Here is a 13,622-nt window from a genome sequence, read left to right on the forward strand (position 1 = left end):
CCTATGGATGCGCCACCGCACACGTATAGCGTTTGCCCTGTGATCGCACCAGCCTCGGGCGAAAGAAAAAAGGCGATGGTCGCGGCCACTTCGTCGGGGCGAATCAGGCGACCTAACGGCAGATCAAGCACGGGGGCTGCGCCGCGCGCCGAATCGTTCAGCATCGGCGTATCGACCACCCCAGGCGCCACCACATTTACCGTGATGCCGCGCCCGATGAGTTCGGCCGCAAGACTACGCGCCATACCGACCTGTGCAGCCTTGGTAGCTGCATATGCTGCTCGGCGTGCACGACCCAGCATGGCACGACTTGAGACCAGCACAATTCGTCCCAGCCTCTCGACCAGACGCGGGCCAAGATGGCCGACCAGAGCCAATGGCGCGGCACCATGCAGGCGCCACAGCAACTCCGTTTCTTGTGGCTGCGAATCAAAAGCCCCGCCGCTACGCATGACTCCGGCACAATGCACAAAAGCGTGCAGTTGCCCCGGCAGCTGTGTCACCATTGCGTCGATGCTAGCGTGGTCCGTCAGATCGCACGAATAATGCGTATAGGCTGGGCAAGCCGACATCGGCCAGGGCTGACAGTCGATCCCGCATACCGTCCAGCCTGCGCCTAGCAAGCGCTGAGCGAGCGCCAGCCCTATACCCGAAGCCGAACCGGTAATGACGGCGACACGTTCAGCACACATCCGCGCTCCTCACTGATCCAGAGTCGTCAGGCGTTTTTCCAGGGCGCGCATGTTTTCATAATCCATGAGCTTCATAATGTCTTCAATGCCCACAAGCAAATCCGGTCGATCTGCCGGCTCGCCCGTGGCAATCACTTCCTGCATCACGCCCAAGGCCTGCTGCATTGCGTGAATTGCTGCGGCCGGCAACATGCGCGGAAGGCTGATGCGCTTGACACCCATTTCCTTTAATCGGGGCAGTGGAATGAGGGGCGTGGTGGGGCGCGCGCGAATGCCGAAGCCCATATTGACGCTCACCGGGATGCCCGCCGCATCGACAATTCGCTGGATGTCGTCCTCGGTGCGCACAGCATCCGGAAACAGCATATCGGCACCCGCCGCTGCGTAAGCCTTGGCTCGTCGGATCGTGCCTTCGATTCCTTCTACTGCCAGGGAATCCGTACGAGCCACGATCACGAAGTCGTCATTGTGACGCGCCAGACATGCCGCCTCGATTTTCTTGACCATCTCGGCTTCGCTGATGACATCTTTGCCGGGCATGTGCCCGCAACGCTTGGGGCTGACCTGATCTTCAAGATTGACTCCCGCCACACCGGCCTCTTCAAACAACCGGACGGTGTGAAATACGTTTACCGGGTTGCCGTAACCGGTATCTGCATCCGCCGTCAGGGGGATAGAGACCGAACGCGCCAGATTGCGGCAATGGTTGACATTCTCTGCCAGTCCCATAACGCCGATGTCAGCCACGCCGAGCAGTGAATTGGAGATCGCAGCCCCGCTGGTGCATGCCGTCTTAAAGCCGGCGGCTTCGACCAGACGTATGCTATAGCCATCGTAGACTCCGGGTGAAACGATAAAGGCTTCACTTTTCAGTAACGCCCGAAACTTGCTGGCACTATTCATTCTTTGTCCATTCCCACAAAAGTAAACATAAAGACTGTCTTCACGAATCGTGAGAGGCGTTAAACACTTATCGCCCCCGAATGCCCAACAGAATATCAATCCATTCACTAAACTGTCAACTCTTTTGATCAATTTAATTTTCAAACCACTGCATGCTCGATACATCTCCAGGCACTTTATGTATATAATCGATTGATAATTAACAATATTAAATTTTTATTGAATATATTTAGATTGACTGATAGATGACAAAATCTGCCTTCACCGGGAAAACTGTTGACAATTTCAGGCGTTAAATTTAACCTTATGAAATCCTTCATGCGCCAACAAGTCTATGCCATGACAAAACAAATACAGATCCAACAGCAGTCCCTGCGCTATACCAACATACACGACATTACAGCGGCATCCGGACAGGACCTATCCGCCTTTCCGTACGTCATACGCGTGCTTCTGGAGAACGTCTGTCGCCATAAGAGCTGGGGCGCCAACATTACCGAAAACGAAGTCGCTGCCCTGCTCAAGTGGAATGAAAACGTCGGCGCCGAACTTGCGTTACACGTGGCCAGGGTTATTCTGCCTGACTCCAGTGGCCTGCCGGTGCTTCAGGATCTGGCAGCACTGCGCGATGCCGTGGCGCGCAATAACGGGGACCCCGCCACCGTCGACACTCAAGTTCCCGTTGACCTGATAGTGGATCATTCGCTGCAGGTGGACAACTGGAAGAATGCAGACGCGATGTCGCTTAATTTGCGTCGTGAATTTGAGCGCAACAACGAACGTTATGAGTTTCTGAAATGGGCACAACAAGCGTTCCGCGGCTTGCGTGTATTTCCCCCCGGCACAGGTATCATCCACCAGGTCAATCTGGAGTACATTGCCTCTGTAGTCATGAAAGACGAGCGAAAAGACGGCGCCTGGCTGTATCCGGACTTTGTCATCGGCGGCGACTCGCATACGCCAATGATCAATGCGCTTGGCGTGCTGGGATGGGGCGTGGGTGGTATCGACGCGGAAGCGGCTTTGCTGGGACATGCCTATACCTTCCCTATTCCAGAGGTAGTCGGCGTCAGGCTGGTCGGCAGCATCGCGCCCCCTGCCATGACAACAGATGCCGCTTTGCTTATTACTGAGGCGCTGCGCATGGAAGGGGTTACGGGAACCATGATTGAATTCTTCGGCCCCGCGCTGCCGGCCCTGTCAGTCCAGGAACGCGCCACCATCGCAAACATGGCTCCCGAGTATGGTGCCACTTGTGGTTTCTTTCCTGTCGATGTTCGAACACTTGAGTATCTGCTCAGTTCGGGCCGCGACCCGGCGCACGTGCATCTGATTGAAGCCTACTGCAAAGCCAATGGGCTTTTCCGGTCTTCGCCTGAACAGGAACCCCGGTACAGTCGCGTGCTGGAAATCGACCTGTCGCGCGCACAACCCTCGGTTGCCGGGCCACGTCGGCCGCAGGATCGGCTGCCAATCCATGCCGTCGCTGCTGACTTCAGGCGCCGGCTGGATAAGCCCCTGTCCGAAGACGGATTCGGCGCGCACAACAACGCCACCCGCCCGCCGCGCTCGTATATTTCCAGCATCGACGAGCTCGATCACGGCGCTGTCGTACTGGCTGCCATTACCTCGTGCACCAATACCTCTAACCCAAGCGTTATGCTCGCCGCAGGGTTGATCGCCCGTAAAGCCGTAGCGCTCGGGCTGACTGTCCCGGCATGGGTCAAAACGTCGCTCGCACCGGGCTCACGCACTGTCACACGATATCTGGAAGATGCCGGCCTGCTTCAACCGTTGGCAACGCTTGGATTCCATCTGATCGGATATGGCTGCACGACTTGCGGCGGCAAGTCCGGGCCACTGGATGACGCGGTCATAGCGCAGATCGAAAAGAAAGGGCTTGTCGTCGCAGCCGCGCTGTCAGGCAATCGAAACTTTGAAGGTCGTATACACAAACTGATCCGCGCCAATTATATCGGTGCACCGCCGCTTGTCGTGGCCTATGCACTTGCCGGAAGAATCGACATCGATTTTGAGCGTGACCCCGTGGGCCACGACAGCAACGGCAAAGCCATTTATCTGCAGGACGTTTGGCCAACGCCGGATGACATAGCCGCCTTGTTGCCGCTGGCCGGCAAGCCAGAGACTTTTTCCGAGACATATCACAGTGCAGTGATCGATACTCAAATGTGGCGCGATATGCATGCCCCCGAGGGAGTGCTGTTCCCTTGGAATCCCGACTCGCATTACCTCATTGAGCCCCCCTTTTTCAAGCATCCGTCAGATGGCGACGGACTGGCCAGGCTGGCGCAATCACTGGATGCCACCCGCGTTCTGGCCGCCTTCGGCGATTCCTTGACAACAGACCATATTTCTCCCGGGGGCGAGATACCCAGCGATACTCCCGCAGGCCAGTACCTGCTGGAGGCCGGTATCACGCCACGCGATTTCAACAGCTACGTTGCGCGTCGCTGCAATTATCAAATCATGACACGCGCGACATTCGCCAATATCCGCACTAAAAACCAATTGGTGCCGGAAGTTGAAGGCGGCTTTACCCGGTATTTTCCGGACGACATAGAAATGACGATATTTGAGGCGGCAACGCGCTATCAACAGGAAGGCCATGCAACAATTATCCTGGCCGGCAAAGAATACGGCACCGGCAGCAGCCGCGACTGGGCAGCAAAGGGCACCGCCCTGCTGGGAATACAGGCGGTAATTGCCGAGTCCTATGAACGCATCCACCGCGCCAACCTGGTCGGCATGGGAGTTCTGCCTTTGGCGTTCCAGGAAGGAGAAGGTTGGCGACAACTGGGTCTGACCGGCAGCGAATCTTTCCATTTCGAAAACGTTGAAGCAGGAATTACGAACAGCGAACTCATCAACGTCAGCGCCCGACAGGATGGTCGCGAAATCCGCTTCCAGGTACGCCCGCAAGTGTTGACGGCCGCAGAGCGACACCTGATCATGGAAGGCGGCATTCCCCGCAGCGTGCTTCGCGGCTTCCTGCAAGCAAACGATTAACCCGATACTGCACACCCCCGGCTCAACACTTAACAATACTGAAGACGACACTATGGAACTGGACCTCGTACTGACCAATACCCAAATCATGCTGCCTGGCAAGGGCCTGACACCAGGCCAGATCGGAATACGCAATGGCCGCATTGCACTCATTGTCGAGCCCAACGCCCGCCTCCAGGCAGCGGAAACGATAGACTGTGAGGGGCTCTGGACATTGCCCGGCGTTATTGACCCGCATGTGCATTTCGGTTTCGGCTCTCCTGAGACAGATTTCGAGACTGAGTCTCGCTTTGCTGCGCTGGGCGGCACGACAACCGTATTATCATTCCATCGTTCAGCAGACATACGCGACTCATTTGATGCCGTCCGCGAGCGCGCACAGAATCAAAGCTGTATTGATTTCGGCTTTCATTTTGGCATTACCAGTCATTTGCATGTTGAAACGTTGAGCGAGATCTCCCATCAGTTTGGCGTCCCTTCCTATAAGCTCTACATGATGTACAAAGGCGCATCGGGCTTGTCCAAAGGTTTCACTGACATCGACGACGGCCTGTTGTTCGCCGCGCTGCGCGAAACAGCCAAGATTCCTGGCGCGGTGCTCGGCGTGCACTGCGAGAACGTGGAAGTGATCCCCTTGCTGCGCGATCCCTTGCGGGCCGCCGGACGTGACGACTTGAAAGCATGGAACGAACAAAGTCCCGATTTCTTGGAAGCGGAAAACGTGCATCGCGTGTGCTACTTCGCCACAAAGACCGGCACCCCCGTCAACATTGTGCATCTGAGCAGCCGCGAAGCGCTGAACGAAGTACGCCGCCACCGGCTTACCCCGAACGCGCCGCCCATGTACGTCGAAACATGTCCGCACTATCTTTTTCTGAACGACGAATCCTCTGCCGGCACCTATGCCAAAGTCAATCCGCCCGTTCGCGGGCAGGACGACGTCGAAGCAATGTGGGAAGGCGTGCTGGACGGCTCGGTAACGACCATTGGCTCGGATCATGTGCCTCGCAAGCGTGAAACAAAAGACAAGGACATCTGGGCAGCCAGCAATGGTTTTCCGGGTACCGGCATGATTTTGCCCATCCTGCTGCACGAGGGCTATCACAAGCGCAAGGTTCCGCTTGAAACCTTGATCAAAGTCGCAAGTGAAAATGCCGCGAAGATTTACGGCATGCCGGACAAAGGCAGCATAGAAATCGGCAAAGACGCAGACCTGTTGATTGTCGATCCAAATCTTGAGAAAACGGTCGATCCTGACACGCTGGAGTCCAACTCTGACTACTCACCCTACGAAGGAATGACACTCAAAGGCTGGCCGGTCAGAACACTGGTGCGGGGCCGGACCGTTGCCGTGGATGGGAAGATCACGCAAGACGCTAGCAATCTCCCAGGCGGGCGCTTCCTGCGTCGCCTGAATCCTTAATAACCCAACTTTGATTTATAGGAACAAACATGAGTGAAACCAAGCGGATTTGGGAAGATTTCCTCACCGAGCGCGACAAACAGGTTTTCCAGGCCGCCGGCTACGGCAAACGTGGCGGCTTCGGCAAACGCCCTGCTCTGTTTATCATCGATGTGCAATACAATTTTTGCGGCGATACGCCACAAGACATTTTGGAAGGCCTCAAGCAATACCGCACGCATTGCGGCAAAGAGGCCTGGGACGCTGTCGCGCACATGGTGCCTTTGCTTGAACTGGCCCGCGAAAAGAACATTCCAGTTTTTTATACAGAAAGTGGCCGTCGGCCTGACCTTCTGGATAGCGGCGTTCAGGTTGGAAAAAACCATCGTGGCGGTGAAAAAACCGTTGTGGCCAATACCCACGCCACCGAAACCGTTGCCCCGCTGGCGCCACGCCCGCAGGATATCCGAATTACCAAACAGAAACCCTCATGCTTTTTCGGCACCATCTTCATGAGCCATCTGAATTTTTTCGATGTCGATACGCTGATATTAGTAGGCTGCGCCACCTCTGGCTGCCTGCGCGCGACAACGGTCGATGCATATTCATATAATTTCAAGGTAATCATTCCAGAAGAGGCGACCTTCGACCGGTTCCAGGCAAGCCACGCGGTCAACTTGTTCGATATGAATTGCAAGTACGCAGATGTGATCCCAACTGCAGAAGTTGCTGATTATTTGCGCGAGCTGCCGGGTTCAGAACGTGGCGCAGCATGACTATTAACGCGAAAGGTTTCGTCTAATGTCCGACCGAACAGGCTCGATCACTTCGCAACCGACGCCTGTCTTTCTGCTAACGGGGTTTCTCGGCAGCGGGAAGACAAGCCTGTTGAGCCGCTTAATACATCGTCCCGAGTTCTCCGATACCGCCGTCATTATTAACGAGTTCGGTAAAGTTGGACTGGACCATCTGCTGGTGGATCAGTCCAGCGATACCGACATTGTTTTGCTGGATTCCGGATGCCTGTGCTGCGCCATGAGCGGCTCCTTGCAGGAAAGCCTGGAGTCGCTTTATTACCGCCGGCTCAGACAAGAGATACCTCACTTTGACCGGATTGTCATCGAAACCTCCGGGCTCGCCGACCCGGGCGCCATTATCAACGCGATTGGCGGCGATCCCGCTATTGCACGCCGATTCCGCCTGGCGGGCATCATTACCACGATCGACGCCATTCATGGGCTGGAAGCCATCAGTTCCTATCGCGAGGCGGCGACCCAGCTTGCCGTAGCAGATCATCTCATTCTCACCAAGACCGATCTGCTGGAAAATCCTTCAGCAATCGGGAATCTGCAACAGGACCTGAGCCTTCGCAACCCTCATGCCGAAATACAAATCGGACCGACGCTGGACGCAGCGGGAATAGGCCGGCTACTCGCGAATACAGATGACCGGCCTCAGCAGTTGCCGGCCATAAGTGACCGAACTTCTTTGCTGGGACACGTTTTCAGATATGGGATTACGGCGCACACCTTTCACATCAATAAGCCAGTATGCTGGGAAGATTATGCCAACTGGGTCCATGTCATGCAACGACAGCACGGCGAAGCATTGCTGCGCGCCAAGGGCATCCTGCGCATGGAGGATGGCGACTACTACGCCGTTCATGGCGTGCACCACCTTTTTAGCGCGCCCCGACAACTGCGCCGTGCCGTTGAAGAGCAGCAGCAAGGTGCTCTGGTGCTGATTACTGAAAAGCTCAGTCGAGAAGAGTTGGAAGCGGCCATCGCGCTTCTGTAGAAACAGAGACGAGCAGACCCCATCGGGCTCCGCTTACCGTGGTAAAACCGCCCCCGCAGCCGCGTCATCAAATCGTCGCAGACTCATCAATCGCCTAAACCGGCAAATGATGAACAAGGTGCGCTGCCGCACGTTCAATATGTGAGCGCATCAGGGACTCAGCCAGATCTCCATCACGGCTTTTTATGGCCCGCACAATCTGCCAATGTTCGGCGTATGCGTCATCCTTACGCTCAAGCACGGTGCCCGAGTGCCGACGATAAATGCGAAGCAGATGATACAGATCGCTGCAGAGCGCCGCGATAATTCGCTGGTTGCCGCAAGCGCGGACAATACGCTCGTGAAAATCAAATATCCGGGGCGGCTCGGCTCCGGTGGCGCGCAGTTGGCGGTCTTGCTCCATCTCATTGAGCAGTGCGGCTATCTCCTGATCCGACATGCGTTGTGTCGCAAGATTGCATGCCATGCCCTCCAGGGCCATACGCATCTGGAACAGTTCCAGTGCGGATTCAGCCGAGAGTGACATAACCCGCGCCTTGATGTATGGTTCACGAGTAACAAGCTGAATGCCCTGCAACCGCCGGATGGCTTCGCGCACGGGGCCTCGGCTTACGCCGAACTCTTGCGCCATTGATGCTTCATTAATGACACTGTCCGGAGCTAATCTGCCGTCATATATGGCATCCAGAATGCGTTGGAACACGGTGTCCGCCAAGGGAATTTGAGTCTCTTGTTTATTGATTGTGTTTTCGGTCGTGCTCATGTTCATAGTGAGCCGTAGCCTATCAAATACGATGTAAAAGTGTCAACTCTTTTTACATCATCAAACAACCCAAGCGAACAAAGCGCCCAGCCACTGTTTCATCCCGCCACAACCGCTTTCTATTGATGTGTCAGCATTCCGTTCGAAAGACAAGACTGCACGCCATATGTGATTACGTCCACGGCAGAACATGGATTTCTTTGCGACCTTGTTTGGTCTGCCGCAAGGCCATCGGCAGGTCGAAGAGCGTGTATCGATGAACCGAATTCCGAGGCCCTGCTGTGTTGGTCGGCAGGGGCCTCACCTTTGATCAGGTGGCATCTCACAGAATCCGGCCCCACCGCACCGAAACGGCAGGCCGCAATGAGCACGGCCTGCACGATCCGGCGTTAGTCTATTTTCAGGTTTGTTGCCTTCACAACCTCACCCCATTTGTTCACTTCGCTCTGGACGAATGCCTTGAATGAAGCCGGTGTGTTGGGTGCAGTGGGCATCAAGAAGCCATTATTGCTGTACTTTTCGATCAATGCGGGATCTGCAAGTGCCTTGTTAAGCGCCACATTGACTTTCTCGATAATCGCCGGCGGCGTTTCCGCGGGGGCCAATATACCGAACCAGGCGGCCACGTTAAAGTCTGCTACCCCGGACTCGGCAATCGTCGGAATTTCCGGAGCGAACGGTACACGTTCTGCGGTGGTCACAGCCAGTCCGGTAAGTTTGCCTGAGCGCACATGAGGCAGCAATGGGGGCAGGTTATCAAAAATCGAAGAAACCTGTCCGCCCAGCAAATCGGCTACTGCCGGGCCGCTGCCACGATAAGGCACGTGCAAAATTGAAATACCGGCTTTCATTTTGAACAGCTCACAACCAAGATGCGCCGAGGAACCGCTGCCTGGCGAGGCGCACGTCAGCGCATCCGGGTTCTTCTTTGCATACTCAATATATTCCTTGACAGTCTTGACCGGCACCTTGGGATTGACGGCCATAATATTGGGCACAATATTCAAGAGGCCGACTGCCGCAAAATCCTTCATAGGGTCATATCCCAGTTTCGAATACAGAGAGGGATTAATTGCAGTTGAAATTGATCCGACCAGCAGCGTATAGCCGTCAGCCTTGGATTTGGCAACATATTCGGCGCCAATATTGCTATTTGCGCCAGGTTTGTTTTCCACGATGAATGGCTGACCCAGTTCCTTGGAAAGCATATCGGCCATCAAACGCGCACTGATGTCCGTTGTGCCACCTGGCGCGTAGCCAACAACCAGCTTGACGGGTTTGGCTGGGTAGTCCGTCGCGGCATCGGCCGCATAAGTCAGCGGTGCGGCCAGCAGCCCTAATACGGCAGCCAGGTTAGTCAGTTGGTGTTTTATGTGTTTCATGGTTCCTCCAATAAAGTATCATCGCCCGGCAGCGCCGGGCGCATCGTTTTCTTGCTCTGTTGAGCGTTTGATCACAATCGCGCGAGTCGCGGAGCGTCGACCGTTTGCAGACAATCGACTGTCAGCTCTTGCAAACAGCTGCTGCCGAGCAAGGCCATGTTCGTATCGATTTCGGAATGAAAAATATCGACGACTTTTTGAATGCCTGCGCTACCCGCTACTGCCGCTCCATATAATTGTGGCCTGCCGGTGAACACCATACTGGCGCCCAGCGCAACCGCCTTGAGTACGTCGGCGCCGCGCCTGAAACCGCCGTCGATCATGACCGGCATGGCGCCAGAAACCGCGTCAACGATATCGGGCAGCGCTTGCAGCGGTGAGATGGAGCCATCCAGTTGCCTGCCGCCGTGGTTCGATACGATCAGGCCATCAACCCCTGCCACGACTGCTGCCCGGGCGTCTTCCGGATGCATGACTCCTTTGAGCACGAGTTTGCCTTCCCAGTTATCGCGTATCCACCGCATATGCTCCCACGATAACCGGTCGCGACCGCCACGAAATCCGTTAGGCGGATCTTGCGTGATGGGCGGGCCAATTTGCTCGTAAAGATTGGAGAATCTGGGAACACCGCCTTTAATCAACGTTCGCATGAAAACGTTCAAACTCCATTGCGGATGCAATATTCCGTCCAGGATCAGTCTCGGACTTATTTTGAAGGGCACGGTAAAATCCAGCCGCTTGATGTTCTCACGGTTGCCGGCTACGCATGTGTCAATAGTCACAACCAGCACCGGAATTTGCGCCCGCTTCAACCGCGTCAGCAGCTTGTCTATGCGTGCAATATCCCCCGGCAAATAGGCCTGATACCAGCATCGATTCCCTGTGGCCTGCTGCAAATGCTCTAGCGGCACGTTCGACGCTCCGCTGATCACAAACGGAATGCGGGTCTCTGTTGCCACTGTAGCAAGCGTCAAATCACATTCATGCATCACGATAGCGGAAAACCCCGTGGGTGCAAATCCCAGTGGCATCGCGTAGGTCTGTCCAAAAAGGGATACCGCGCTCGTACGCTGCTCGACCGGCCGCAGACCCCGATGTCGGAACCCGATACGCTTCATAACCGCCAGGCTCTCCGACAATGAGGCTTCGTCCTCTGTGCCGCCACAAACGTAACCCGCCACGCAACGCGGCATGAGCTTTCTGGCTTTCTTTTCAAAGTCGGATATGGAATAGTAGCGATCAAGGTTCTTCATGCACTTCTCTGCTGTTATGACTACCGACACCCTGCCTGCACGCGATGCATGACGCCAGGGATGCCAAGGCGAGAATATCCGGAACAGCAGGCGAAAATCCTAGGGGCTCTATGGGAAGCTTTAGTCGCCGTGACCCGTACTGACCGGTTGCCGGTTCACCGGATTAATCTCGAACGCAAGCAACAAAGACTGCAATTAAAGCACGTTCGATCGCGTCAGCCAAATGAAAAAATATGGGCTCATCATTCCTTTTTTTCATGAACTCATTCATCATGCCTTTTCATGAACCTGTCCACTATCACTTTTTCATGAATCCATGCACTATCGGCTTTTCATGGATCTAGCCACCAGATCGTTTCCATGAACTCTCCACTACCCGTTATAGCCCGGTGGCGACCTCTGATTGAACGAAGGCCACAAAAGCCTTGATCTTGGGTACTTCTGCAGAGTGTTCTGAATACGCGACGAAGTAGGATCCATCGCTTGGCTGTTCATAATGCCATGGAATAATCAATTTGCCGTCGCGCAGTTCTTCCTGAACCAGCAGGCGCGGCACGATAGCAATGCCACAACCGGCCTGTGCGGCCCGCATGCACATATAGAACGTATCGAACCTGGGGCCGTTATAGCTGCTATCAGTATGAAAATGCTGGTGATAGAACCAATCATGCCATGCCTCAGGACGCGATGCGCATTGAATCAGAATCATATCGGCCAGACACGCCAGCTCGTGTATTCCTTCTGGTGGTATCAGGTCGGGATGACACACAGGTATCATCCCTGCCTCAAACATTTCCCTGCATTCGGCCCCCGGCAGCGTGCCTCGTCCGTAAAAAAAAGCGATATCGATCTTGGCCTGCACCAGATCAAACGGCTTTAGCTCGCTCTGCACCTTGATGTGGATACTCGGATTTTCCTTCATGAAGCGGTTGATGCGGGGAATAAGCCAGCGGGCGCCGAAGGTTGGCTGGGTGCCGATAGTCAACACCTGGGTCTCGCTGCCATAAGAGAGGATATACCGCGACGACATATCGATTCGCGTCAGGATCTCCTTGACTTCAGACTGATACAGTAATCCTGCCGGCGTCAACTGCAACCGCTGCCTGACCCGGCGAAATAGCGGGTGCTTCAGGATTGACTCCAGCTGTGCAATCTGTTTGCTGACGGCACTTTGCGTCAAATGCATTTCTTCAGCGGCACGCGTAAAACTCATGTGTCGCGCTACGGCCTCAAAACACTGAAGGGAAGTAATGGAAGGCGTCAAACGTTTTTGCATAAGTCAGTCATTCGCGTTTCTGGATATCATTGTTCGCGCTTTTCTGCGCTGTGCGGCGGCTTGTGGCCCGTTCTCTGCCGGTTGTCCGGTACGGGGCAGGCCGTGTCACGCTGGACTGCCTCGTACCGTGCCATGCTCGGCAGAGCGGCTTGCAGGCAGCGGCCTTTTAAAACGAAGGGCCGAGTCAGAATGATTACATTTGAAATAGCTTTTCGTGCACACTCATCCTTCGGCTTGAGGAACTGAACACGCCCTGCTCTCGCTGCTCAAACGCCAAATTGGCTATCGCAGCTCAAACCCCAGATTATTGAGCGCTTCAACCAGCCGGTGCCGGCCAGTGAGGGCTTGCGGTCCGCGAAGCCGGTTCAGCGAATGCATGTCCCACGCCGCGTCGTTCTTCATTCCCTGCGCCTTATAGAACTCTGCCATGGTGGCGTTATAGCTTTGGGTGGCGTCATCAAGCGCTGATGCATCGTACGTTTCTTTATGCAGAACCGCCGATTGCGGAAGGCGTGGTTTGATTGAAGCGGGCTTGGCCGGGTCTGGATAACCGATACACATGCCGAAGGTCGCAAATGCATAGTCGGGCAGTCCAAGCTCTTTGGCCACTTCCTCGGGTTGGTTGCGCATTCCGCCGATGTAAACAACGCCCAATCCCATGGATTCGGCAGCAACTGCCGCATTCTGCGCCGCCAGTGCAGAATCAATGGCGGCCACCAGAAAAGCCTCCATATATGTCAGGCCATCATGCGCGACGCCTCGCTTGACGCCCAGCGTCTTCAAGCGCGCCAGATCAGCCACCCAGACCAGATACAGCGGACAGCGCCGTATATGTTCCTGATTGCCCGCCAGTTGTGCCAACCGGTCCTTGCGCGCCGGATCCTGGACCGCGACCACGCTCCAGGTCTGCAGGTTGGACGACGTAGAGGCCGATTGCGCGGCAGCAACCAGCAGTTGCAGCGTGCCGGGCTTGAGTGCCTCGTCGGTATAGGCGCGCACTGAGCGATGATTGAACAGCGTCTCGATGGTTGCGTTCAGTTCATCCGGAATGAATGCAGCCTGCTGGTAACGTGCGTGCAGAAGGTCTTGCGCTGCGCCGCTAGTTTTGGCATGGGTAGAAGAATCTT

Annotated in this window: 11 protein-coding genes; 4 read left to right on the forward strand and 7 right to left on the reverse strand. The window is 55.4% G+C overall.

What is annotated here, in order from left to right; all coding sequences use genetic code 11:
- Together ACTIKR_RS17585 and ACTIKR_RS17590 are read right to left on the reverse strand one after the other, a co-directional pair.
- Positions 1 to 692: SDR family NAD(P)-dependent oxidoreductase (locus tag ACTIKR_RS17585; protein ID WP_442328533.1), on the reverse strand; the 692-nt coding region annotated here is incomplete at its 3' end.
- Positions 693 to 701: 9 nt separating this feature from the next.
- On the reverse strand, positions 702 to 1,595 hold the full coding sequence (locus ACTIKR_RS17590; RefSeq protein WP_100699294.1) for an isocitrate lyase/PEP mutase family protein: 894 nt from the start codon (positions 1,593 to 1,595) through the stop codon (positions 702 to 704).
- 318 nt (positions 1,596 to 1,913) lie between these two features.
- On the opposite strand from ACTIKR_RS17590, the gene acnA reads away from it, so the two are divergent.
- The 4 genes from acnA to ACTIKR_RS17610 are packed head-to-tail and all read left to right on the forward strand — an operon-like array spanning position 1,914 to position 7,821.
- Complete coding sequence (acnA, locus tag ACTIKR_RS17595; RefSeq protein WP_226817094.1) at positions 1,914 to 4,622, forward strand: aconitate hydratase AcnA; 2,709 nt, start codon at positions 1,914 to 1,916, stop codon at positions 4,620 to 4,622.
- A gap of 52 nt (positions 4,623 to 4,674) precedes the next feature.
- Positions 4,675 to 6,045, forward strand: coding sequence for a dihydroorotase (locus ACTIKR_RS17600; protein ID WP_100699295.1), 1,371 nt, complete (start codon positions 4,675 to 4,677; stop codon positions 6,043 to 6,045).
- A 29-nt stretch (positions 6,046 to 6,074) separates the two neighbouring features.
- Positions 6,075 to 6,800: an isochorismatase family protein gene (locus ACTIKR_RS17605; protein WP_193089539.1), complete on the forward strand. Its 726-nt coding sequence runs from the start codon at positions 6,075 to 6,077 to the stop codon at positions 6,798 to 6,800.
- 25 nt (positions 6,801 to 6,825) lie between these two features.
- The gene (locus tag ACTIKR_RS17610) at positions 6,826 to 7,821 is read left to right on the forward strand and encodes a CobW family GTP-binding protein (RefSeq protein ID WP_193089538.1); all 996 of its coding nucleotides are present in this window, start codon (positions 6,826 to 6,828) and stop codon (positions 7,819 to 7,821) included.
- Positions 7,822 to 7,915: 94 nt separating this feature from the next.
- Here ACTIKR_RS17610 and ACTIKR_RS17615 read toward each other — a convergent pair whose 3' ends face one another.
- The 5 genes from ACTIKR_RS17615 to ACTIKR_RS17635 form a co-directional block, all read right to left on the reverse strand.
- Positions 7,916 to 8,590, reverse strand: a complete 675-nt coding sequence (locus tag ACTIKR_RS17615; RefSeq protein WP_192871362.1) for a GntR family transcriptional regulator — start codon at positions 8,588 to 8,590, stop codon at positions 7,916 to 7,918.
- Positions 8,591 to 8,973: 383 nt separating this feature from the next.
- On the reverse strand, positions 8,974 to 9,966 hold the full coding sequence (locus ACTIKR_RS17620; RefSeq protein WP_100699298.1) for a Bug family tripartite tricarboxylate transporter substrate binding protein: 993 nt from the start codon (positions 9,964 to 9,966) through the stop codon (positions 8,974 to 8,976).
- Positions 9,967 to 10,037: 71 nt separating this feature from the next.
- Complete coding sequence (locus ACTIKR_RS17625) at positions 10,038 to 11,219, reverse strand: alpha-hydroxy acid oxidase (RefSeq protein ID WP_193089537.1); 1,182 nt, start codon at positions 11,217 to 11,219, stop codon at positions 10,038 to 10,040.
- Positions 11,220 to 11,598: 379 nt separating this feature from the next.
- Positions 11,599 to 12,495 (reverse strand): LysR substrate-binding domain-containing protein, encoded by an 897-nt coding sequence (locus ACTIKR_RS17630; protein WP_193089536.1) that lies wholly within the window; start codon positions 12,493 to 12,495, stop codon positions 11,599 to 11,601.
- Between the two features lie 282 nt (positions 12,496 to 12,777).
- Positions 12,778 to 13,622: NADPH-dependent oxidoreductase (locus ACTIKR_RS17635; RefSeq protein ID WP_442328534.1), on the reverse strand; the 845-nt coding region annotated here is incomplete at its 5' end.

The organism is Advenella sp. (assembly GCF_052108595.1).
GTDB lineage: Bacteria > Pseudomonadota > Gammaproteobacteria > Burkholderiales > Burkholderiaceae_B > Advenella.